Here is a 21,474-nt window from a genome sequence, read left to right as displayed (position 1 = left end):
CTCGTGCGGACCGGATACTGGAGATGGTAGCACCGTGGGGGTGCTGGCGCCACGCCGGCTGAGACGAGCCACCCGGCTCGAACCCCTCGAACCTGACGTGGGTAATGCCACCGGAGGGAACGGTGCGGTCCCGCTCCAACGAAGCCTCTGGATCGCTTCCTGGCGCCTGGGCCGCGTTCGTCCCGCGGCCCTTTTCGTTGCCGGCCGCACCTTGCCCTGCCGCGGCAGCCCCGCCAGCCCGTACCACCTGTGGGAAGGGAGCGATCCGCCATGCCCACCCCTGCCGAGCCCCGGCCCGGCGAGCCCCGTCCGGGGGCTCCCCGCCCGGATGGGCGCCCGGATGCGCCCCACCCGGGCACCCCGCCCCAGGTGCCGCCGCCCCGCGCCATGACCATCGCCGGTTCCGACAGCGGCGGCGGCGCCGGAATCCAGGCGGACCTCAAGACCTTCAACGCCCTCCGGGTCTTCGGTACATCGGCCATCACCGCCCTGACGGCTCAGAACACCGAGGGAGTGCGGGACGTCCACCTGGTGCCCCCCGGGATGGTGGCCGCCCAGATCGATGCCGTGCTGGACGACATCGGCACCGACGCCGCCAAGACGGGCATGCTGGGCACCACCGCCATCGTGGAGGCCGTGGCGGAGCGCATCGGCCACTGGCGGGACCGGCTGGGTCCCTTCCCCCTGGTGGTCGACCCGGTGATGATCGCCAAGAGCGGGGCCCCCCTCCTGGACGAACCGGCCCGGGAAGCGGTGCGGCGGCTGCTCCTGCCCCTGGCGACGGTGATCACGCCGAACCGCCACGAGGCGGAGGAACTGGCCGGCGTCCCCATCCGGACGCTGGACGACGCCCGCCGGGCGGCCCAGGTCCTCCACGGGCTGGGGCCGACCTGGGTGGTGGTCAAGGGCGGCCACGTGGCGGAAGATTCGGCCGACGCCGTGGACGTGGTCTACGACGGCCGCGACTGGCACCTCTTGCGGGCGCCCCGCATCGCCACCCGCTCGACCCACGGGACGGGCTGCACCTTCTCCGCCGCCATCACCGCCTACCTGGCCAGGGGGTACGGGGTGCTGGACGCCCTGCGAGCCGCCAAGATCTACATCACCGGGGCCATCCGCCATGCCCCCGCCATCGGGCGCGGCCACGGCCCGACCTGCTCCTTTTACCCCTGGGAGGCTGCGCCCGATGACCCGTTGGGTGACCCGTTGGGAGCGGCGGCCGGGGAGGGCGGCGCGCCGAACGGCGCGCCCGTGGACCAGGCCGCATCCGGGGCCGCGGGCCCTGAGGGCCGGCAGCTCGACGGAGGTGAAGAGGGATGACGGCACCTCAGCCCGGCGCGCCCCCCCACCGCACCCGGCGGCTGGTCCGGGCCGCGATGCTGATCGCCCTGGGCACCGTCCTGGCGGGCATGATCCGGGTCCCCGTCGGAGTGGCCACCGCCACGCCGGTGCAGCATGCCGTCAACGTGCTGGCCGCCGCCTGGTTCGGCCCCGCGGGCGCCGTGACCGTGGCCTTGCTCATCAGCCTGCTGCGCAACCTGCTGGGGCTGGGCACCCTGCTGGCCTTCCCGGGAAGCCTCTTCGGCGCCGCCCTGGCCGGGCTCGCCTACCGGGCCGCCCGGCGCCCCGCCGCGGCCATGGCGGGGGAGGTGGTGGGCACGGGCCTCTTGGGCGGCCTGGCCGCCTTCCCCGTGGCCCGGTGGCTGCTGGGCCAGGCCGAGGCGGCCTGGTTCTTCTACGTGGTGCCTTTTACCGTCAGCAGCCTGCTGGGCGCCCTGGTGGGCGGCCTGCTGCTGCGCTGGCTCCCCGCCCCGGCCCCGGAGGGCGACGGGGGGCCGGTTCCCGGCCCGGGCCCGGGGTCCAGCCAGAGCCCGCCCTCGTCCCGCAGGTGACCCCGCGCCTTCAGAGGGGCGGCAATCGCCCCCGCGGGGAACGCGCGGACCGGGCCGCCACCGGGGCCGTGCGTCGTGGCACCCCCCGACCCGCGGCAGGCCGGCATGCACCGGTACCACCGGGGCCCCGGATCCGTCGCTCGCCCCGGACCGGAGCCGGGCGACGTGACAAGGTTCCGCCCCGCCCGGGGCTCGTGGCCCACCCTGGCCCGCCGTGGGCCGGCATGACCGGGGCGCTGCCCGGTTCGCCATGAACCCGGCGGTTCGCCCGGACCCGCGCCGGGCCGGCATGAGCCGGCTCCGCCCGGCCCCTGGACGCGCGTCTCGCCCTGGCCTGGCAGGACGATCAGGCGTTCCACAGGCATTCCAGAGGAGGGATCCCCGTGACGAACATGGGCGCTCCCCAGCCGCCGGCTCCGGAAGCCTCCAACTCCTCCACCGGCCCGGCGCCCGCGAGCTGGGCGGCGGAAGCCGCCCGGGTCCTGGCCCGGATCCGCCACCGGCGACCGCTGGTCCACCACCTGACCAACTACGTGGTGATGAACTGGACGGCCAACATCACCCTGGCGCTGGGGGCATCCCCCTTGATGGCGCCGGAACCGGAGGAGTTCCCCGCCATTGCTGCGGCGGCGGAGGCCCTGGTCCTGAACATCGGCAGCCTGCGGGCAGGGGATGAAGCCGTCTTCAAGGCGGCGCAGGCGGAGGCCCTCCGCCACGGGCGCGCCGTGGTGGTCGACCCCGTGGGGGCCGGTTTCACCCCCTTGCGCACCCGGCTGGCCCTGGACCTGCTGGCCGGCGGCGCTACCGCCGTGCGCGGCAACGGCGGCGAGATCCTGGCCCTGGCCGGGGCGGGCACCGGCCGCACCCGGGGCGTGGACAGCGGCGCGGTGGAGGAAGGGGAGGTGCTGGAGGCGGCCCAGGCGCTGGCCCGGCGCTACCGCTGCGTGGTGGTGGCCAGCGGACCGGTGGACCTGGTCACCGACGGCCTCCAGGCCTGGCGGGTGGCCAACGGCCACCCCTGGCTGGCGGCGGTGACCGGCGGCGGGTGCGGGGCGACCACCGCGGTGGCGGTGTTCCTGGCGGGCTCGGTCGCACCCCTCAAGGATGCCACCCTGGCCATGGCCGTCTACGGCCTGGCCGCCCAGCGGGCGGCGGAGCGCACCTCGGGGCCGGGCTCGTTCCAGGCGGCCTTCCTGGACGAGCTGTACCGGCTGGGGGCGGGGGGCACAGGGGATGCCGAAGGGCTTTCCATTCTCCCGGGGCCGCCACACGGATCCCGGGAACGGTGAACCGCGCGGAGACGGCGGGAGGTGATCCCATGACGGAGGGTTCAAGGAACGGTAAGGACGGGTCCGGCCGGGGCGGCGCCCGCCTCCCGTTGCCCGCGGGCATCCCTGCCGGGGGTGCGGATCCCGCCCGCCCCGCAACCGGCCTGCTCAAGGTCTACTTCATCTACGACCTGGGCCTTGTGGGCACCGCCGACCCGGCCCCTCTGCTGGAGCCGGTGCTGGCGGCCGGGGTCCGGGCGGTGCAGTTCCGGGCCAAGGCGGCGGCCGACCGGGTGGCCTACGAACTGGCCGAGGCCGCCCGCCGGATCACGGCCCGCTACGGCGCCCTGCTGGTGGTCAACGACCGGCTGGACCTGGGGCTGGCGGTGGGTGCCGACGGCCTGCACGTGGGACAGGACGACCTGCCGGCGGAGGTGGTGCGCCGGCTCTGGCCCGAAGGCCTGCTGGGCGTTTCCGTCCGGAGCCCCGAGGAGGCGCGGGCGGCCGAGGCCGCCGGGGCGGACTACGTGGGCGCCGGGGCGCTCCGTTCCACCTCCACCAAGGACGATGCCCGCGTCATCGGCCTGAAGGGGTTGAAGGCGGTGGTGGCCGCCACCCGCCTGCCCGTGGTGGCCATCGGCGGCATCACCCTGGATGACCTCCCGGCCCTGCGCGGGGCCGGCCTGGCCGGGGTCGCCGTCGCCTCGGCCATCGCCCGGGCGGCCGACCCGGGCGGAGCGGCAGCCGCCTTCGTGCAGCGGTGGGACCGGTGAGTGCACCGCAGGTGCATGACGCCGTCCCCTTTTCTACGGCACGGCACCGGCTCCGGCCCGTCGTGCTACACTCCCTTTGTAGTGCTTGCCCGTCTGCTTGCCCGGCCGCGTGGTCCCGCCGGCCGCGGCCCGACCGGCCTCGGCCCAGCCGGCGGCGGCCACGGTCGAAAGGGGGGCCGGGCAAGCCAGCCCGACGACAGGAGTTGACCTGCCGTGTCCCACCGCCAGCCAAGCGGCCGGCGAAGCGCCGGTGCGGCCTCGGGCGCCGGTTCGTCCCGGCCGAACGCCGCCGGGGGCGGCCTGCCAGAGCCCGGTCATGGGGCCCAATCCGGTAGCGGCGGCCAGCCGAAGGCTCCGACCGGACCCACCCAGCCGGCGGGTCCCGGCACTGCCCGCGGCTCCTCCACGCCCGTCCGGCCCTCGACTCCCGCCGGTGCCGCCGGCCGGGCCGGTGCCGCCGGCCGCGAAGGCGTCGCCGATCCCCAGGGACAGCGCGTCCTGGGCGTCCTGCTGCTCGGCGTGTTCCTGGGGGCGCTGGACATCGCCATCGTCGGCCCGGCCCTGAGCGCCATCGGCCGGGACTTCGCCGTCAGCGAGCGGCAGCTCAGCTGGGTCTTCACCATCTACGTGCTGTGCAATCTGGTGGGGAATCCGCTGATGGCCCGGCTCTCCGACCTGCGGGGACGCCGGCCGGTCTACATGCTGGATGTGGCGCTCTTCGGCCTGGGTTCGGTGGTGGTGGCCGCCGCGCCCTCCTTCCCCGTCCTCCTGGCCGGGCGGGCGATCCAGGGTCTCGCCTCGGGCGGCATCTTCCCGGTGGCCAGCGCCACCATCGGCGAGACCTTCCCGCCGGAGCGCCGCGGCCGTGCCCTGGGCATGACGGGCGCCATGTTCGGCCTCGCCTTCCTGCTGGGGCCCGTGATCGGCGGCGTGCTGCTGCCCTTCGGCTGGCAGTGGCTGTTTCTGATCAACGTGCCCCTGGCCGCCCTGGTGCTGGCCTGGAGCCGGCGGGTCCTGCCGGCGCCGCGGCCGGCGGCTCGCACAGCCTTCGACTTCCCCGGCATGGTCCTGCTGGGGTCGGGCCTGGTGGCCCTGGCCCTGGCCATCAACCGCATCGACAGCCAGGCGGTGCTGGCCAGCCTGGCCTCGGCCCAGGTCTGGCCCCTGCTGGCGGCCGGGCTGGTGCTGCTGGTGGCCTTCCAGCGGGTCGAGGCCGCTTCGCCCGCGCCGCTGATCGACCCTGGGCTGCTGGCCAACCGCCAGCTGGCGGTGGCCAACGCCCTTTCCGGCCTGAGCGGTCTGCTCCAGGCGGGGCTGGTCTTCGTCCCCTCCCTGGCCGTGGCCGCCTTCGGGGTCGAACCGTCCACCGCCGCGTACCTGCTCGGGCCGGCGGTGCTGGCCAGTGCCGTAGGGGCGCCGCTGGTGGGCCGCCTGCTGGACCAGGCGGGCTCCCGGGTGGTCCTCACCGCCGGAACGGCCGTGCTGGCCGCCGGGCTCTTGCTGATCCCCGCGGTCACCCGCAGCATGGGCCTCTTCGTGGCGGACGGCGTCGTGGTGGGCCTCGGCCTGGCCAGCCTGACGGGCGCGCCCCTGCGGTATGTGGTCCTCAACGAAGCCGGGGCCGGCCACCGGGCGGCCGCCCAGTCCCTGCTCACCGTGGCCAGCAACATGGGCCAGATCGTGGGCAGCGCCGCCATGGGCGCCATCGTGGCCTCCCACGCCGGCGACGTGGCGGGATACGAGCAGGCGTACGTGGTCCTCGGCGTCCTGGCCGCCCTGGGCATCCTGGCGGCCCTTTCCTTGAAGAACCGGGAGGAAGAGCGCCGCACCGCGCTGAAGAACAGCCCCGCTTGAGGCAGGTGGCCCGAAGGCGCCGGCGTCCGACGCAGGGGGGCTCCGGGCACCGGCCGGAGTCGTAGTGCCGGCTGCGGCACCGCCGGATCCGCGCTGCCGGATGCGCAGCACCGGATCTGCGCTGCCGGATCCGTACGGCCGGATCGACACTACCGGATCCCCACTGCGCGATCCGCACGGCTGGCTCCGTCATGGAAGGGGCAGGCGATCCGGCCTTCCGGGGCGGCCTGTCCCCCCCGGCCCGGCGACCGGCAAGGAGGGTGGACGTGGCACGACGGCGGGTGCGGACCCCCATGAGGCGTCTGGCCGTCCTCTTCGCGGCGGCCCTGCTGGTGTTGGGCAGCGGGTGCGGTCCCCTGGCCGAATGGGCAGGCCTGGCGCCGTGGGGGAATCCTTCCGCCACGGATCCTGCCGGCCATGCCGCCGGCCCCCGGGGTAGCACCGGCGCCGGCCGGGTTCTTCCCGGCGAGGAGGACGAACCCGGCCCCGGAGACGGGCCGGCCGGCCTCCACTGGCAGCGGGCCAGCCTGGCCAGCGTGGGGGACGTGCTGATCCACAACACCCTGCTGGCGGCGGCCCGGCAAGGGGACGGGACCTACGATTTCGGGCCGGCCCTGGCGGCTGTGGCGCCGGCCTTGCGGGCCGCGGACCTGGCGGTGGGCAACCTGGAACAGCCCGTCACGGGCGCCGACCTGGGAGGCTACACGGGGTATCCCCGGTTCAACTCGCCCCCGGAACTGCTGGCGGCCCTGCGCCAGGCTGGCTTCGACGTCCTGACCAATGCCAACAACCACACCCTGGACCGTGGCCGGCGGGGGGTGGAGCGCACCTATGCCAACCTGGAGCGGTTCGGCTTCATCCATGCCGGCACCGCCCGCACCCCGGAGGAACGGGACCGCATCGCCATCGCCGAGGCGGGCGGCATCCGCATCGCCTTCCTGGCCTACACCTACGGCACCAACGGCATCCCCCTGCCGGCGCCCTATCTGGTCAATCTGATCGATCCCCGGCAGATCGCGGCGGACATCGCTCGGGCGCGGCGGGCGGGCGCCGACCTGGTGTCGGTCTCCCTGCATTTCGGCAACGAGTACGAGACCGAGCCCAACAGACAGCAGGAGGACATGGTCGATCAGGTCCTGGCGGCAGGCGCCGACATCGTGCTGGGCCACCATCCCCACGTGCTGCAGCGGGCCGAGCTGCGCCCGATGAAGCGGGCGGGGGACGAGGCGGCAGCGGAAGCGCCGCCACCGGGTGCCTCAGGACCACCGGAGCCGAGGCGGGAGGGGCCGGGGCGGGGGCCCGGTGAGCCCGGGGAGGAGGATCAACCCGGTTCCGCGGGTGGCGCCCCTGTGGCCGGCGCCCCTGCGGCCGGCGCCCCTGCAGCCGGTGCCCCCGGCGCAGGGGCCGCCGCTGCCGGGCCAGACCGTTCCTGCACCAGGCCCGGATCCGGGTCCGGGCAGCCTGCCGGGTACACCGGGTCCACCGGAGGCCGTCCCTGCCTTTATAAGGCGGTGCTGTTCTCCCAGGGCAACTTCCTGGCCGGGCAGATCGGGGAAGACCGCATGACCTCCGCCCTGTTCTGGCTCGACCTGGCCCGCGACCCCCTCACCGGCCGGGCAGGGGTCACGGGAATCCGTTACGTGCCCCTTTACATCCACAAGGGGAGGGTGGACGGGCGCTGGCTCTGGCGCCCCCTGCCGGCCCGGGAGGCGGCCGGCGATCCGGCCCGGTACCAGGTGCCCCAGGCCGATGTGCCCCTGCTGGAGCGGGCTTACCGGCGGGCCCTGGAGCGCCTGGAGGCACCGGGCGTCCGCTGGGTCCCCATGGAGGAGCTGGCACCCGCGCAGGGGCCGTGATCGAGGGCTCGTAGCTGCCTACCATTCCATCGTCATCTCTTATCAGCCGTAGGCGAATCTTGTGCCGCCGGGTCGCCGTTTCAAAGCCGCCCGGCCACGGCGACACCTGCCAGTGCGCCCAGCACGGCGATCAGGCCGGCAATGAACCATCCCGTTAGGCGGTCCAAGCGCTGTTCGAGGCGGTCGATGCGCTGTTCGATGCGGTCAGCCCGTTGCTCAATGTAGTTGTACAGGCGGTCCTGTTCCCGGCGGACATCGTCCAAGCGCTGGAGGATCAACCACGACGTGTCGGGGGTCGTAGGGGGCATGTCGGCGTCTTTGGACGCTGCCGTTTCGCGGTGCATGGTACCGCCTCCCAAACCACTGTGAGAAGAGCATAGCATAGCCACGACAGGCGAGGATGGGCCCATCAAACGCCGGGATCGGTTCTCCGATCCCCAACAGACCCCGCGCTGGCGCGTCTGGACGGAGCAGGTGACGCCCGTCCGCATGGAAGCGCTGGAACCCCCCGTCCCTCTACCCGTGAGGAATCGAGGGTGGCACGTCTGGAGCGATTAGCGGCGCATCGCCCCGTCGGTGTGCGGCAAGTTGGCGCACCGGCTCTAGGAGAGGTCCTCCGAGGACGCCCACGTGGCGACCGGCGACACGGAATCCGGCCGGCACCTCATCGTCGCAACCGTCGAACGTTGACGGCCCGGCCACGGGTGTAGGAACCCGGGGCCTCCCTCCGCCTCACCCGGCCGTCCCCGCGCTCTCCCCGGCCGGTTCGTCCCCCACGGCGTCGCCCGCTGCGGTCGCCAGCGCTCCAGCCAGCGGCCGGCGCGCTGCACCCGGCAGGGCCAGGCGGTTGCCGTCGGAGAGCCGGAACAGGTGAAGGCGCGACACCGGCAGCCGGACGCCCACCGCCTCCCCCTCGACCACGGCGGCGTCGGCGGGCACCAGGGCCTGCAGCCTCAAGCCGGTCCCGGCCGTGGGGCCGGCAGGACCGGAAGGGGCCACCCCGCCGGGGACGCGGCCGGCTTCCACCGTCACCAGCTTCTCGTGGCCCAGCAGCTCGATCATGGTCACCCGGCCGTCCAGGTGCCCGCGACCGGGCGCCACCAGCTGCACGTGCTGCGGGCGGATGCCGATGGCCACCTCGCCTTCCCGTGCCGTCGCCGGCAGCGGCAGGTACACGGGCAGGCCGTCCACCTGCAGCCGCGACCCGCTGACCCGCCCCTGCACCCAGTTCATGGGCGGGTGGCCGATGAAGGAGGCGGTAAAGCGGTTGGGCGGCGTCTGGTAGAGGTCGTAGGGGGTGCCCTGGGCGACGCAGCGGCCCCCGTTCATCAGCACCACCCAGTCGGCGATGCTCATCGCCTCGGTCTGGTCATGGGTGACCAGCACCGCCGTCACACCCAGTTCCCGCTGGATCCGCCGGATCTCGGCGCGCATGGCCTGCCGGAGCTGGGCATCCAGGTTGGAGAGGGGTTCATCCAGCAGGAGCAGGGCCGGCCGCTTGACCAGCGCCCGGGCCAGGGCCACCCGCTGCTGCTGGCCGCCGGAGAGCTGCTCCGGCCGCCGGTCCAGGAGGCTGCCCACCTGCACCAGCTCGGCCATCTCGTGGACCCGGCGGCGGATCTCCGGCTCGGGAAGCCGCTGCATCCGCAAGGGGAAGGCGATGTTCTCGAACACCGTCATGTGTGGGTAGAGGGCGTAGCTCTGGAAGACCATGCCCACGTTGCGCCGCTGGGGCGGCACGTCGTTGACCCGCACGCCGTCGAAGAAGATGTCACCCTCCGTAGGCCGCAGCACGCCGGCCAGCATGTACAGGGTGGTCGACTTGCCGCACCCGGACGGCCCCAGCAGCGCCACCAGCCGGCCGGGTTCCAGTTCCAGGGTCAGGCGGTCGACGGCCGTTACGGTGCCGAAGCGCTTGGTGACCCCTTCCAGCCGGATCCTCACCGCTTTACACCCCCCGTGTACAGCACCATCAGGTAGCGCTGGAGGAACAGGTAGACCAGCATCACCGGGATCATGTAGAACACGGCGACGGCGGTCACGGTGCCGTAGCGGGCCACGTCGGCCTGGGAGAGCAGCGCCCCCAGGTACACCGGCAGCGTCTGCACACCGGCGCCGGGCGCCAGCACGTAGGGCAGCAGGAACTCGCTCCACCCGGACAGGAAAGCAAAGACCGCCGATGCCATCAGGCCGGGGCGGATGATGGGCAGCACCACCCGCCACCAGGCGGCCAGGCGGCTGGCCCCGTCCAGCAGGGCCGCCATCTCGTGGTCCCAGGACACCTGGTCGTAGAAGCCCTTGAGCACCCACACGTGGAACGGCAGCTCCAGGGCGATCTTGGCCAGCACCACGCCCGCCAGGGTGTCATACAGGCCCAGTTGCCGGAGCAAGAGGAACAGCGCCACCAGCAGGGTGATCCCCGGGAAGGCGTGGAGCACGATCAGCATGGCCAGCCACAGCCGCCGGCCCGGCACGGCCAGGCGCGACAGGGCGTAGGCGGCCGTGCTGGCCAGCAGGACCTCGCCCAGGGCCACCAGAAGGGCAAAAAGCAGCGTGTTGATGGTCAGCTGCACCATGGACGGGCCGAAGGGGTCGGGCTGCCAAAGGAACGACCAGTTCTCCCAGGTCCACCCCAGCGGCCGGAACCCTTCCATCCCATCGCTCCAGGACGCCACCAGCAGCCACGCGTAGAGCAGCAGCACCGGCGCCGTCACCGGCACCAGCAGAAGCCACGCCCAGCGCGCCGGGCGCTGGGTCTCGCTCAGGCTGCCGAGCACGCCGCCACCTCCCTTCCCGCGACCGGTGCCGCGATCCGTTCACCTGGACACCTTGAGCCCCTCGCGCTCCAACCGCCACGACGCCCAGGGGCTGCCCAGGGGCTGCGCCGCGCTCCCCACGCCTCTTGCGCGTTCCCCACGCCTCTTGGCCGAGGCGCACCCGCCGGGTTCAGCTCACCTCGATCCGCGGCGGCTGGGTCAACTGGCGGAAGTTGAAGAAGCGCAGGTAGAGCACCGACGCCACCAGCCCGATGACCACCAGCACCGTGGCCAGGGCGGCACCCAGGCCGTACTGGGCGTTGCCGAAGTAATTGGACAGCGCCGTGTGGAAGGCGTAGAGGGCCCAGACCTCGGTGGTGTAGAAGCCCGGCCCGCCGTCGGTGGCCAGCAGGATGTACTCGTAGGACGCCAGCAGCGACAGGGTCTGGTACGCGGCGACGAACAGCGCCGGCCACCGCAGCTGGGGCAGCACCACCCGCCGCACCAGCGCCCAGGTGCCCGCGCCGTCCACCTGGGCCGCGACCAGCTGTTCCCGCGGGATGGCCTGGATGGCGGCGCTGAAGATGATCATCCCCATGGACGCCCCGACGAAGCCGTTGATGGCGATGACAACGGGCCATGGGTGCTCGTAGAGCCAGTTGCCGCCCGCCGGCAGGCCCAGCGCGCCCAGCACCTGGTTGATCACGCCGTAGGGCGGCTCCGCCGCGAAGTACTTCCACATGAGGACGTACACCACCGACGGCGTGATCCTGGGCAGCAGCCACACCGCCCGGAAGAACCCGCCCCAGCGCCGGGGCAGGAAGGCCGTGGCCAGCGCCAGCACCAGGGCAAGCCCCACGTTGAACAGCGTCAGGGTGGCGCCCACATACAGCAGCGTGTTGCGCAGCACCAGGCCCGCCACCGGGTCGGTGAGGATGCGCCGGTAGTTCGCCAGGCCGACCCAGCGGAAGCCCTCCAGGCCCGTGGCGACGCTGAGGTCGGTCAGGCTGAGGATCACCGTCAGCACCGCCGGGACCAGGAAGAACACGGCCACCACCAGGGCGAAGGGCAGGAGGAACCCTGCCCCCAGCCGCCACGGCGCCGCCGGCCGGGCGGCCGCGAGGACCTCGGCCGCCCGGCTCACCGGATGATCACCTCGTCCCGGAGCTGCGACTGCAGCTGCCGGACCACCGTGTCGACGGCCTGTTCGGGCGTCATCTGCCCGGCCACCACCGCCGACAGGCCGCGGTAGATGGCCTGGTCGTAGTTGCCGAACTGCTCGTGCAGCGGGACGAACCCGGCGTGCTCGACCATGTACGCGAGGTCACCCAGCAGCCGGTTCTCCTGGTACGCCGGCTGGTCCAGCTGCGACTTCATGATCGCCAGGTGGTTGCTCTCCACCGCGTGGCGCGTGTTGAACTCGGGATTCGTCGCCTCGAGGATCAGCCGCGCCGCCAGCTCGGGGTGCTGCGAGTACTTCGTCACCATGTACACCAGCGGGTGCGAGAGGGTGACCCCCGGCTTGCCCTGCTCGCCCGCCGGCAGCAGCGCGTAGCCCAGATCCTGGACGTCGGCGTCGCTCAGGCCGTACTGGTCCTGCCATTCGGCCACCTGCCAGGAGCCGCCGACCCAGAAGCCCACCTGCTTGCCGGTCACCGTCCGGTGCCAGATGGACCAGTCGGTCCCCAGCAGCGACGGCTTGAGCACGCCCAGCTCCCGCGCCCGGGCGAAGAACCGGTATTCCTTCAGGAGCGCCGCCTTGTCCAGCACCAGCTTGCCCGTGGCGGGATCCTGCATCTGGCCGCCGTAGGCCAGGTAGAACATGTAGAAGTCCACACCCGGCTGCGGCCGCGTCCAGAAGCCCTGCCCCGCCGGCACGATGCCCCGGTCCTGAAGCTGCCGGGCCACGGTGAGCAGGTCATCCAGGGTAAACTCGCCCTTCTCGATCTGTTCCGGCAACCGGGCGATCTGCTCGTCGGACCAGCCCAGCTGCTTCAGATGCGACTTCCAGAAGTAGAGGGGCCGCGCCTCGGTATCCTGCGGGATGCCCCAGATCTTCCCGTCCAGGGTCACCGACTCCCACAGCGTCGGGAACACGTCCTGGTACACCGGGCTATCCTTGACGTACTCGTCCAGCGGGATGATGTGCCCGGCCGCGGCCCACGGCGCCACGTCCTCGTGGCCGCTGAGGATGATGTCCGGCGCCTTCCCGGCCTCGGCCGCCAGGATGAAGCGCTGCTTGTACTCGTCCCAGGGCCGGTCCTCGTGGGTGCCTTCCAGCTGGACGCGAACGCTGGCGCCCTCCTGCTCCAGCTTCTCGTTCAGCCGGTCCACGGCTTCCCTGAGGTTGTCAAACCGCCAGTGCTCGGTGGGCTTGCCGATGGTCATGGCGCGCAGGGTGACGGTCTGGATGCCCTGCTCTCCGGACGAACCGGCCTCGCCCGTACCGCCGCCCGCCGCGCCCGGAGAGCTTCCCCCGCTGCCGCATCCGGCCAGCAGCACCAGGCTGAGGGCCAGCAGGGCCGCCAGCAGCCGGGCACCCGACCGGTTGCGGTCCTGGCGCCCCTGACGCCGCGGGCCACCCTCTAAGCCAGGCCTCCGCTCGCTACCGCTCCGGCGTTCCAGACAACGGTTCCACCAGCCAGCACGCACAGGACGGTCACCTCCCCTTGCTCGTCGCTCGCCGCGGACTCCTGCTGACGGCTCGCGGGGGAGCGGCATCCCGCAGGGTAAGGGCCAGGCCCCAGTCCCACCGCCTCACCCCGGCTTGACCGCCCGGGCACGCGGCCGGTCTGGGGCGGTTCCGCCCCCTCATGGCGGCACCTCCTCCCGGGGAGCCCGGAGGCGCCCCTGGCAGGGGCATCGCCTTCCCGCAGTGCCGCCGCCCCGCCGCACCACAAGCGCCGTCACCGCGGTCTTACCCGCCTGTTCCTCACCCGTTTGTGCTGGTCGCTTTTCTGAACGTGAACAGTGCTGGAAGGATGGCGAAGGTTGCCCCGCATGGCGCCGTACCGGGGCCGCCTGCTATTAGCAGGCTGCAGCAACGAGTGCTAACAAGCAATTGGAATATAGCCCTGGCTTGTGATCGATGTCAAGTTACGGCATATGAAGCCATTTATCCGGCCGCACCATCCATCTCTGGAATTCCCCGGTTGGACATGGGCGGGCCCCATGCCGCCCACGTCAGAGCCGGGCGAACCGCAGTGTAAAGCGGAGTGCCCAAGGAGCGGGGGCCGTGGCATCATGAGAGTAGCCGCCGCAACGAGGTGAGAAGTTTGGACCGGAGCCAGGACTGGTGGGACGAGGCTCTTGGAGACCTTGCCCATGCGGAAAGCGACCTGGAACGCGGCTTTTATAACTGGGCCTGCTTCTCAGCCCAACAGGCTGCCGAGAAGGCCGTAAAGGCTGTCTGCCAGCGATTCGGGGGCGAGGCCTGGGGACATTCGGTCTATGCCCTCCTCGAGGCGCTGGCGGAGCAGGTTGCCGTACCCGACGACCTTCGGGATCGGGCCCTCGAGCTCGATAAGGCGCATATTCCCACCCGGTACCCTGATGCTCATCCTGTTGGAGCGCCGAGGCGACTCTACACGGCTTCCGAAGCCAGGAGGATGCTGGATCATGCACGGGTCATCCTGGAATTCTGTGCGCGTTACCTTTCCGTCTCTGAGCCTTGAGGAGGTCGTACAGCGCATCAGGGACAGCCTTCCCCGGCTGGCGCAGCAACTGCCGCTCCAGCGGGTGGTCCTCTTCGGGTCCTATGCCCGGGGGCGGTTTACGGCCCGCAGCGACATCGACTTGCTGGTGGTCTACCACGCCCCTCCGGTGGCCGACGCCTTCCAGCGGGTACGGCGGGCCATCCCGCTGCGGGCCCTCGAGCCCCATGTCTACAGCGTCTCCGAGGCGCAGGCCGTCGCCGCCGTGCTGGAGCGGATGACCCGGGACGGGATCGTGCTGTTCGACAGCTGAAGGGATCGGCCTGCTATGGGGCCGGCGGGCCCCGGGGTGCGCCGGGCTGGGGCCGCCGGGTCCCCGGGGTGCGCCGGGTTCCACCGGCGCCAGGTTCAGGCGTCGCCCTCCCGTTGCCGGGCCAGCGGCGGCAGGCTCGACCGGGCGATGGTCTTGTCCAGCTCCTCGTAGCCGAAGTAGCGGATGGTCTCGTAGAGCCCGGCCCGGTCCTGCATCTCACCCAGGAGCTCGCGGGTCGAACCGGCCTGCCGCAGGTGCCGGTACAGCCGCTCCACGGCCCGCGCCGCCACCCGCAGGGAAGAGACCGGGAAGAGAATGATGTCGTAGCCCCACGCCGCCAGATCCGCCGCGCTGTAATACGGAGTCTTGCCGAACTCCGTCAGGTTGGCCAGGAGCGGCACGCCGGGCAGCGCCTCCCGCACGGCGCGGAATTCCTCCTCGGTGGTCAGGGCCTCGGGGAAGATGGCATCGGCCCCGGCCTCCACGTAGCGCCGGGCCCGGGCGATGGCGGCTTCCAGCCCCTCCACCCCGTGGGCGTCGGTGCGGGCGATGACGTAAAGGGACGGCGCCGTCTCCTTGAGGGCCCGGATCTTCTGCACCATCTCGTCGGCCGTGACCAGGCTCTTGCCGCTCAGGTGGCCGCACTTCTTGGGCATCTCCTGGTCTTCGATCTGGACCCCCGCCACCCGCGCCTCCACCATCTCCCGGCCCGTGCGGGCTACGTTCAGCACCCCGCCGAAGCCCGTGTCGATGTCCACGATCAGCGGCAGGTCCGCGGCGCGGACGATGTCCCGGGCCCGGTCGGCCACCTCCTGGCTGGTGACCAGGCCCAGGTCGGGCAGGCCGCGGCTGGCGGTATAGGCGGCCCCGGACAGGTAGACCGCCTCGAACCCGGCGCGCCGGGCCAGGAGCGCGGCCATGGCATCGTGGGCGCCCGGCAGCACAACCGGCCCCTTCCGCACCAGCTGGCGGAAACGCTCGGCCAGCTCGGGCTGGGGCGTTTCCTTCTGCAGCAACCAGGCCATGGGAATCCCTCCTCACAACCTCCCGGGCTCACGGGACGGACCGGCCCGCCCGGGCGGGTCGGTTCGTCCCGGACGGGCCGTAGCCGTCCCTGGCCGGCCCACCTTGCGCCGGAGGGCCGGGGAATCCGCCGTCCCCGAACGGCGCCCAAGGCGCCAAAGGTGCCACAGGCGCCGGCCTCCCGGGCCTTCAGGGCCGGTGCAGCTCGTCCATGAAGCGGTCCACGGGCATCTCCGGCAGGGCGGGGTCTTCGGCCAGCAGGTGGAACAGCCGCTCCGCCCGCTTGGCCGGGAAGACCTCCCGCAAGGCGCCCCGCACCTTCTCGTGCAGCCGCGGCAGGGCTTCGTCCCGCCGGCGCCGGTGGCCCAGGGGGTACTCCACCTCCACCTTTTCGGTGGCGGTACCGTCGCGGAAGAACACCTGCACGGCGTTGGCGATGGACCGCTTCTCGGGGTCCAGGTAGTCGCGGCTGTACCGCTCGTTCTCCACCACCACCATCTTCTCCCGCAGGGCGTCGATGCGGGGGTCGGAGGCGATGGGCTCCTCGTAGTGCTGGTAGGTCAGCTCGCCGTAGATCAGGGCCACGGCGGTCATGTACTGCAGGGAGTGGTCGCGGTCGGCCGGGTTCGTCAGCGGGCCCTTCTTGTCGATGATGCGGACGGCCGATTCCTGGGTCTCGATGACGATGCGCTCGATCTCGTCCAGCCGGTCCTTGACCTGGGGGTGCAGGCGCAGGCCCGCCTCCACCGCCGTCTGCCCGTGGAACTCGGCCGGGTAGGCGATCTTGAAGAGCACGTTCTCCATCACGTAGGACCCCAGGGGCCGCGCCAGGACCACCTTCTCGCCCCGGAAGACCACGTCTTCGAAGCCCCAGCGGGGGGCGCTCAGGGCGGTGGGGTAGCCCATCTCGCCCTTGACGGCGAAGAGCGCCAGCCGCACGGCCCGGCTCACCGCATCGGCTGCCGCCCAGGACTTGCGGGAGCCCGTGTTGGGGAAGTGGCGGTAGGTGCGCAGGGCGGCCCCGTCGATCCAGGCGTTGGAGAGGGCGTTGACCACCTCGTCGCGCCCGCCGCCCCACAGGGCGGTGGCCACCGCCGCCGACGCCACCTTGACGAAGTGCACGTGGTCGAAGCCGAAGCGGTTGAGGCTGTTCTCCAGCGAGAGCACGCCCTGGATCTCGTGGGCCTTGATGGCCATGGTCAGCACGTCGCGGACGGTGTAGGGCGCCTCGCCGCGGCTGCGCCGCACCCGGCTGACGTGATCCGCCACCGCCAGGATGGCGCCCAGGTTGTCCGACGGGTGCCCCCACTCCTTGGCCAGGAAGGTGTCGTTGTAGTCCAGCCAGCGGATCAGGGCGGTGATGTTGAAGGCGCCCTCCACGGGATCCAGCACGTAGGGCGTGCCCGGCACCTTGACCCCATGGGGCACGATGGTGCCCGGCACCGTGGGGCCCAGCAGCTTGGTGCACTCGGGATAGGCCAGGGCGTAGAAGGCCGCCGCCAGGGAGTCCATCAGCACCCAGCGGGCGGTGCGGTAGGCCAGCTCGCTGTCGATGGCCTGGTTCAGCACATAGTCGGCGATCTCCACCAGGACCCGGTCCGGTTCCTGGGGTTTCGTGGCCCCGCCGGCCGGGGCGCTTGCGTCGTGGCTTGCCATGGTGCCGTCCTGCGACCTCCCCTGCGATGATCGCCGCGGGATTCAGCTGCCATCGCCACGGCATTCAACCGTCGCCGGTATCGCCTTGGCGGCTCTCGCCATCGCCTTCACGGCCGTCGCCATGCCCGGGGCACCCATGGCGCATCGCCGCCACAGGCGCCGCCATGGCGGTCCGCCGCGGAATGGCCACGACCGCTCAGGCCTTGAGCCCCCGCGGCCCCAGATAGCGTACCCGCGGCCGGAAGAGCCGGTTCTCCGCGTGCTGCTCCACCACGTGGGCCACCAGGCCCGCCGTCCGCGCGGCGAAGAAGATGGGCGTGTACAGCTCGATGGGGATGCCGAGCACGTAGTAGATCGGCGCGGCGTAGTAGTCCAGGTTCGGATAGAGGCCCTTCTCCTCCCGCATGATGTCCTCGCCCCGCTGGCACATGGCCACCCAGCGGCGCCCTTCCTCGTCGCCGCGTTCGTCCACCAGCCGGGCCAGGGTCTGCTTGAGGATCCAGGCCCGCGGGTCGAACTTGCGCATGTAGACCCGGTGCCCGAAGCCCATGATGCGCTCCTTGCGGGCCAGCTTCTCGCGGATCAGCCGGTCGAGGCCCTCCACGTCCCCCGCTTCCAGCATCATGTGGGCCACGGCCTCATTGGCCCCGCCGTGCAGGGGACCCTTCAAGGACGCCACCGCCCCGGTCAGGGCGCCGTACACGTCGGACAGGGTCGAGGCGATGATCCGGGCCGTAAAGGTCGAATTGGGCATCTCGTGCTCGCTGTAGGCGATCAGGGCCTGGTCGAAGGCCCGGGCGCCGGCCGGGTCCGGCCGCCGGCCCGTGATCATGTACACGAAGTTCTCGGCGAAGCCCAGCTGGGGGTCGGGAAGGACCGGCTCCCCGCCCCGGGCGATCCGGGTCAGGTTGGCGACGATGGTCGAGACCTGGCCCACCAGCCGCACGCCCTTGGCCCGCTCCGCCTCGGGGTCCGGCGAGTCCGCCTCGGGGTCGAACCCGGCCAGGGCCGAGACGGCGGTGCGCAGCCGGTCCATGGCGTGCATCGACGCCGGCAACTTGGCGAGGATCTCCCACACGGCCTGGGGAACCTCGGCGGCCAGGAGCTGCCGCTCCAGCTCCTGGCGCTCTTGGTCGCCGGGCAGCCGCTCGTGGATCAGCAGGCCCAGCACGTCCACGTAGGTCTTCTGGGTGATGAGGTCGAGCAGGTTGTAACCGCGGACCACGATCTCCTCGTTCTCCACGTCCAGGTAGGAGATGCGGGTCTCGGCGGCGATCACGCCCTCAAGACCGGGGCGATACTCCTGGTTCTCCATGACGCCACCCCTTTTGATCTGGTGGGGGTCCGGCCGAGGGGTTGGATTTCCCTGTACATGCCGGGCGTGTCACCCCTCACGGTCCCCTTGCCGTTCCTGCTGCGTCCCTCTCATTCGTACCCGACGGGAGGGCCGACCTCCTGCCGGGTCGCCGGCGGGGAACCGGGCGGGTCGGGGCGGCGTCCAAGGGGCGACGGTGCACCCGGCAAGGTTGGCAGGGAGGCGGCCAGGGCCACCGCCCGGCGCCCGCCGGCCGGTGGCTCCTGGGCCCTGCGTGCACCGTCCAGCACAAGCCCGGGGGTGATCCTGTTGCAACTGCCCGAGTCGGGCCTGCTTTTGCTACCTGAACAACGCACCTCGGGGGTCAAGGTCGCCGGCCGCAGCGGACGCCACACCAGGCGCCGGCCCGCCCGCATCCCAGAGGGAGCAGCCGTTTTGTGCACCGTGGGACCGGGTTACAGCCGCCCTGTTGCCCGGATCGCTGGCCGGCCGGCCGTAAGGTGCCGTAAGGCTGGGTGGCTCCTGGGCTGGCTGATGGTGTTGGCGGCGGTGTTGTTGGGACTGCCCAGCGGCCTCGCCCATGCGTCCACCGGTGGAGCGGATCAGGGCAAGTCGCCCGAGCAGGCCTCCCCGCAGCGGGCCGGTTCCCCCGACGAGCCCGTATCCCACTTGGTGGCCCCCGACGACGTGCAGGCGGCTGAGGCGTACTTGCGCCAGCGGTTCGCCGACCGGTTCGGCGGCCTCTACCTGCAGGATGCCGGCAATGGCCAGTTCACCGTTGTTGTGGTGGTCACCCGACCCCTGGGGGCCGGCGGCGAGGAGGCCCTTCGCCAGCGCCTGGGCGGCAAGCCGCTGCGGTTCGTCGAGGGCCGATACACCCTGGCTGAACTCGAGCGGATCCAGGGGACGCTGACCCAGGCCATGCCCCGGCTGCAGGAGCAGGGAGTCCAGGTGGTCTGGAGCGGGGTCGACGTGCGGACCAACCGGGTCCGCCTGGGCGTCGCCAGCGACCTGGAACAAGCGCAGGCCGCCGTTCGGCATCTCCCCGGGGCGGAAGCCATCGTCGTGGTGGAGGCCGAGCCCGTGCAGCTCCTGGGTGCCGAGGGCGGCCCGGCCGTGACTCCGGCTCCCTCGCCGGCCGCTACCGTGGCGGACGGCGGGGCAGAACGGGACGCCGGTGCCGGCGGCGCCCCCGTCCGGCCCGGCGGGTGGTGGGCGGCTTTGCTCACGGCCCTCAGGCGTTGGTGGGCGGCCCTGGTCGCCGTGTTTCACTGATTCCGGTGCGGCCGCTCCAGCCGGTCTTGGACCAGGTGGAGCGGCCAGTCCACCGGCCAGAGGTCCACGGCGCCACCGGCTTGCAGGAGATCCCATAGGACAGGCACGTGCTCCAACCCGACGGTCACCAGCACCCGCCGCCGCAGGTGGCGGGTGCCGGCATGGGTGCCGGCACGAAGCACGGAAGCGCAAGCGTCCAGGATGTTTGCCGCCATGCGGAGGTTCCGCACTGACCAGGTACGAATCTCTTCCGTGGCGTCCAGCTGGAGTTGTAGCCGGTGCTTGGCCCGGATAAGGTCCATCACCCCCTGATCAAAGATGGCCCGCAGCCCCAGCTCGCGGCGCCCGATCCACTGGAGAAAGGTTTGGGTCACGTCCTGCCACGTCGCCTCCGCGGCGGTCTGCCAGGCCGCCGGCACCGGCGGGCCGGCCACAGAGGCCAAGGGCATGCCCCCGCCGCCCACCGGCCGCGGCTCCGGCTTCGGATCACCAGGGTCCGCCGGGCCGGCTCGTTCGCCCGAACCGGCGTCCGGTTCGTCGGGGTAATCATCGACGGGGTGAAAAGGGATTCCCCTCTCACGGCACAGGGGCAAGATGAGCTGCCGGTACTCCACAGGCCCGCAGTAACCGGGGCGCGTGCCGCCCGCGGTCCGTTGCCAGTCGATGGGCCGCACCTCGCCACAGATGGCATCCGGCCCGAACGCAAGGATGATGCGACGGATCACCGTGAAGTCGTAATGGGCAAAGGCCGGCTCCAGGTGTAGCCGGTGTAAGGTGGGAAGTAGCGCCACGGTGATCCGTGGCCCCGCGGTCGCGGTCGGTGTGTCAGGCACGGTGCCACCTCCACGTACGGTCGATCACGCGAAGCGGGAAGCTGGTTTCAATCTCGGCTGGGTCGACCGGCACCGCCGGCTCCTAAGTGTTCCTAAATGTTTCGGGTAACACGCGACACCAAAATCACGGGTTGTGGCGAGAGGACCAGGGTAGCCGTCGCAGAACCGTTACCCCAAGACCACCACATCCGCACCGCCGCAAGACATGGTCACGCTCCTTGCGTAACACCCATGGCTGGGGCCGGCATCTCGGGCATCTCGTGGATGGCCGTGGCTTCGGCCGGAGCCGGTGGGCCACGGGAACTGGGCCCTCGAGTGGGGTGCGTCACATGCCGAACCGCACCGTGCGGCTGATTTCGCGGCTGATTTCGTGGTCGGTGCTCGCCTTCCTCCTCTTCACAGCGGCCGGTTGCGCGCAATCGGCGACCACGGAACGCCCGCCGGCTTCTGCCGCGGCCACCGGCCCGAACCAGGGCCAAGCTGGCGACGCCGGCCCGACGTCCCTGGAGGAACCCGGACCCGCATCGCCAGAACCGGCCGGCGGGGGAGCCTCGTCCCCCGCCGGGGCCGACCTGATCTCGGTCGAGGCCTTCTTGCAGGCCAACAAGGGGATCATCGCCTTCGTCTCCCAGGGACTTTTGGATTGGGCGAGCGGGCTCAAGGAGCTCGGTATCTTGCCCATCAGCCTCGACGGCAGTCCTCTGGAACACGCCACCCCACCGGCGATTCACATCGACCCCGCTCTGACTCCGCCGAGGGACGAGCGTCACCTCCGCGTTGTCGCCACCCGGGTCACCACCCTGGGGGCGTACATCACCCGCATCCATCTCCATCCGGATTCCATCGACGTCGTCATCGTGCCGCAGGATGGGACGTTCCACGACATCGAGATCGACTTGAACCGGTACAAGAACGGCCAGCGCGTTCCTGTCCGCTTCATCGTCACCGGCCCATACCAGGAATTCGTGGTCGAAAAGGTGCCGGCACGGGAGTAGGCCACGCCGCCG

Annotated in this window: 19 protein-coding genes and 1 riboswitch; of the genes, 10 read left to right on the top strand and 9 right to left on the bottom strand. The window is 71.8% G+C overall.

What is annotated here, in order from left to right; translation table 11 throughout:
* Window positions 1–26 precede the first annotated feature (26 nt).
* Window positions 27–136: riboswitch (TPP riboswitch) on the top strand.
* 134 nt (window positions 137–270) lie between these two features.
* From thiD to THESUDRAFT_RS02845, 6 genes are all read left to right on the top strand, one after another.
* On the top strand, window positions 271–1,320 hold the full coding sequence (gene thiD / locus THESUDRAFT_RS02870) for a bifunctional hydroxymethylpyrimidine kinase/phosphomethylpyrimidine kinase (RefSeq protein ID WP_006903214.1): 1,050 nt from the start codon (window positions 271–273) through the stop codon (window positions 1,318–1,320).
* Window positions 1,317–1,892, top strand: coding sequence for an energy coupling factor transporter S component ThiW (gene thiW, locus THESUDRAFT_RS02865; protein WP_006903213.1), 576 nt, complete (start codon window positions 1,317–1,319; stop codon window positions 1,890–1,892). Before thiD ends, thiW begins: the two co-directional genes overlap by 4 nt.
* A gap of 392 nt (window positions 1,893–2,284) precedes the next feature.
* Window positions 2,285–3,181, top strand: coding sequence for a hydroxyethylthiazole kinase (thiM, locus tag THESUDRAFT_RS02860; protein ID WP_083855413.1), 897 nt, complete (start codon window positions 2,285–2,287; stop codon window positions 3,179–3,181).
* A gap of 29 nt (window positions 3,182–3,210) precedes the next feature.
* The gene (gene thiE / locus THESUDRAFT_RS02855; protein ID WP_006903211.1) at window positions 3,211–3,933 is read left to right on the top strand and encodes a thiamine phosphate synthase; all 723 of its coding nucleotides are present in this window, start codon (window positions 3,211–3,213) and stop codon (window positions 3,931–3,933) included.
* Window positions 3,934–4,146: 213 nt separating this feature from the next.
* The gene (locus tag THESUDRAFT_RS02850) at window positions 4,147–5,787 is read left to right on the top strand and encodes an MFS transporter (protein ID WP_006903210.1); all 1,641 of its coding nucleotides are present in this window, start codon (window positions 4,147–4,149) and stop codon (window positions 5,785–5,787) included.
* A 266-nt stretch (window positions 5,788–6,053) separates the two neighbouring features.
* Window positions 6,054–7,643: a CapA family protein gene (locus tag THESUDRAFT_RS02845; protein ID WP_006903209.1), complete on the top strand. Its 1,590-nt coding sequence runs from the start codon at window positions 6,054–6,056 to the stop codon at window positions 7,641–7,643.
* A gap of 80 nt (window positions 7,644–7,723) precedes the next feature.
* Here THESUDRAFT_RS02845 and THESUDRAFT_RS02840 read toward each other — a convergent pair whose 3' ends face one another.
* The 5 genes from THESUDRAFT_RS02840 to THESUDRAFT_RS02820 all read right to left on the bottom strand — a co-directional run bounded on the left by THESUDRAFT_RS02840 (window position 7,724) and on the right by THESUDRAFT_RS02820 (window position 13,051).
* A complete protein-coding gene (locus tag THESUDRAFT_RS02840) occupies window positions 7,724–7,987 on the bottom strand; it encodes a hypothetical protein (protein ID WP_006903208.1) in 264 nt (87 codons plus the stop codon).
* 388 nt (window positions 7,988–8,375) lie between these two features.
* Window positions 8,376–9,587, bottom strand: a complete 1,212-nt coding sequence (locus THESUDRAFT_RS02835; protein WP_006903207.1) for an ABC transporter ATP-binding protein — start codon at window positions 9,585–9,587, stop codon at window positions 8,376–8,378.
* On the bottom strand, window positions 9,584–10,420 hold the full coding sequence (locus THESUDRAFT_RS02830; RefSeq protein ID WP_006903206.1) for a carbohydrate ABC transporter permease: 837 nt from the start codon (window positions 10,418–10,420) through the stop codon (window positions 9,584–9,586). Before THESUDRAFT_RS02830 ends, THESUDRAFT_RS02835 begins: the two co-directional genes overlap by 4 nt.
* Before the next feature lie 169 nt (window positions 10,421–10,589).
* On the bottom strand, window positions 10,590–11,543 hold the full coding sequence (locus tag THESUDRAFT_RS02825) for a carbohydrate ABC transporter permease (RefSeq protein WP_006903205.1): 954 nt from the start codon (window positions 11,541–11,543) through the stop codon (window positions 10,590–10,592).
* Complete coding sequence (locus THESUDRAFT_RS02820; protein WP_006903204.1) at window positions 11,540–13,051, bottom strand: sugar ABC transporter substrate-binding protein; 1,512 nt, start codon at window positions 13,049–13,051, stop codon at window positions 11,540–11,542. The genes THESUDRAFT_RS02825 and THESUDRAFT_RS02820 overlap by 4 nt, the downstream gene beginning before the upstream one ends.
* 563 nt (window positions 13,052–13,614) lie before the next feature.
* Between THESUDRAFT_RS02820 and THESUDRAFT_RS15225 the strand changes: the two genes are divergently transcribed.
* Together THESUDRAFT_RS15225 and THESUDRAFT_RS02815 are read left to right on the top strand one after the other, a co-directional pair.
* Window positions 13,615–14,073 (top strand): HEPN domain-containing protein, encoded by a 459-nt coding sequence (locus THESUDRAFT_RS15225; RefSeq protein ID WP_423219082.1) that lies wholly within the window; start codon window positions 13,615–13,617, stop codon window positions 14,071–14,073.
* Window positions 14,018–14,365 carry a nucleotidyltransferase family protein gene (locus THESUDRAFT_RS02815; protein WP_006903202.1) on the top strand — a complete coding sequence of 116 codons (348 nt, stop codon included), beginning with the start codon at window positions 14,018–14,020 and terminating at the stop codon, window positions 14,363–14,365. The genes THESUDRAFT_RS15225 and THESUDRAFT_RS02815 overlap by 56 nt, the downstream gene beginning before the upstream one ends.
* A gap of 95 nt (window positions 14,366–14,460) precedes the next feature.
* On the opposite strand, the gene prpB is transcribed toward THESUDRAFT_RS02815, so the two are convergent.
* From prpB to mmgD, 3 genes are all read right to left on the bottom strand, one after another.
* Window positions 14,461–15,390, bottom strand: a complete 930-nt coding sequence (prpB, locus tag THESUDRAFT_RS02810; protein WP_006903201.1) for a methylisocitrate lyase — start codon at window positions 15,388–15,390, stop codon at window positions 14,461–14,463.
* 187 nt (window positions 15,391–15,577) lie between these two features.
* Window positions 15,578–17,044 carry a bifunctional 2-methylcitrate dehydratase/aconitate hydratase gene (locus tag THESUDRAFT_RS02805; protein ID WP_006903200.1) on the bottom strand — a complete coding sequence of 489 codons (1,467 nt, stop codon included), beginning with the start codon at window positions 17,042–17,044 and terminating at the stop codon, window positions 15,578–15,580.
* A 196-nt stretch (window positions 17,045–17,240) separates the two neighbouring features.
* Window positions 17,241–18,359, bottom strand: coding sequence for a citrate synthase (mmgD, locus tag THESUDRAFT_RS02800; protein WP_006903199.1), 1,119 nt, complete (start codon window positions 18,357–18,359; stop codon window positions 17,241–17,243).
* Window positions 18,360–18,908: 549 nt separating this feature from the next.
* On the opposite strand from mmgD, the gene THESUDRAFT_RS02795 reads away from it, so the two are divergent.
* Complete coding sequence (locus THESUDRAFT_RS02795) at window positions 18,909–19,634, top strand: hypothetical protein (RefSeq protein ID WP_423219081.1); 726 nt, start codon at window positions 18,909–18,911, stop codon at window positions 19,632–19,634.
* On the opposite strand, the gene THESUDRAFT_RS02790 is transcribed toward THESUDRAFT_RS02795, so the two are convergent.
* Window positions 19,628–20,467: a hypothetical protein gene (locus tag THESUDRAFT_RS02790; RefSeq protein WP_006903197.1), complete on the bottom strand. Its 840-nt coding sequence runs from the start codon at window positions 20,465–20,467 to the stop codon at window positions 19,628–19,630. The genes THESUDRAFT_RS02795 and THESUDRAFT_RS02790 overlap by 7 nt on opposite strands.
* Before the next feature lie 329 nt (window positions 20,468–20,796).
* Here THESUDRAFT_RS02790 and THESUDRAFT_RS02785 point away from each other — a divergent pair, with 329 nt between their 5' ends.
* Window positions 20,797–21,462: a hypothetical protein gene (locus tag THESUDRAFT_RS02785; RefSeq protein ID WP_006903196.1), complete on the top strand. Its 666-nt coding sequence runs from the start codon at window positions 20,797–20,799 to the stop codon at window positions 21,460–21,462.
* Window positions 21,463–21,474 lie beyond the last annotated feature (12 nt).

Origin of the sequence: Thermaerobacter subterraneus DSM 13965, assembly GCF_000183545.2 — a bacterium.
Lineage (GTDB): Bacteria > Bacillota > Sulfobacillia > Thermaerobacterales > Thermaerobacteraceae > Thermaerobacter > Thermaerobacter subterraneus.
This window is presented reverse-complemented; position numbering and strand designations above follow the sequence as displayed.

What these genes read in the sequence shown, in the direction of transcription:
- thiM (WP_083855413.1), top strand. Translation starts at nt 2,285, where the DNA reads ATGGGCGCTCCCCAGCCGCCGGCTCCGGAAGCCTCCAACTCCTCCACC.
- THESUDRAFT_RS02805 (WP_006903200.1), bottom strand. Translation starts at nt 17,044, where the DNA reads ATGGCAAGCCACGACGCAAGCGCCCCGGCCGGCGGGGCCACGAAACCC.
- thiE (WP_006903211.1), top strand. Translation starts at nt 3,211, where the DNA reads ATGACGGAGGGTTCAAGGAACGGTAAGGACGGGTCCGGCCGGGGCGGC.
- prpB (WP_006903201.1), bottom strand. Translation starts at nt 15,390, where the DNA reads ATGGCCTGGTTGCTGCAGAAGGAAACGCCCCAGCCCGAGCTGGCCGAG.
- thiW (WP_006903213.1), top strand. Translation starts at nt 1,317, where the DNA reads ATGACGGCACCTCAGCCCGGCGCGCCCCCCCACCGCACCCGGCGGCTG.
- THESUDRAFT_RS02785 (WP_006903196.1), top strand. Translation starts at nt 20,797, where the DNA reads ATGCCGAACCGCACCGTGCGGCTGATTTCGCGGCTGATTTCGTGGTCG.
- thiD (WP_006903214.1), top strand. Translation starts at nt 271, where the DNA reads ATGCCCACCCCTGCCGAGCCCCGGCCCGGCGAGCCCCGTCCGGGGGCT.
- THESUDRAFT_RS02815 (WP_006903202.1), top strand. Translation starts at nt 14,018, where the DNA reads ATGCACGGGTCATCCTGGAATTCTGTGCGCGTTACCTTTCCGTCTCTG.
- THESUDRAFT_RS02840 (WP_006903208.1), bottom strand. Translation starts at nt 7,987, where the DNA reads ATGCACCGCGAAACGGCAGCGTCCAAAGACGCCGACATGCCCCCTACG.
- mmgD (WP_006903199.1), bottom strand. Translation starts at nt 18,359, where the DNA reads ATGGAGAACCAGGAGTATCGCCCCGGTCTTGAGGGCGTGATCGCCGCC.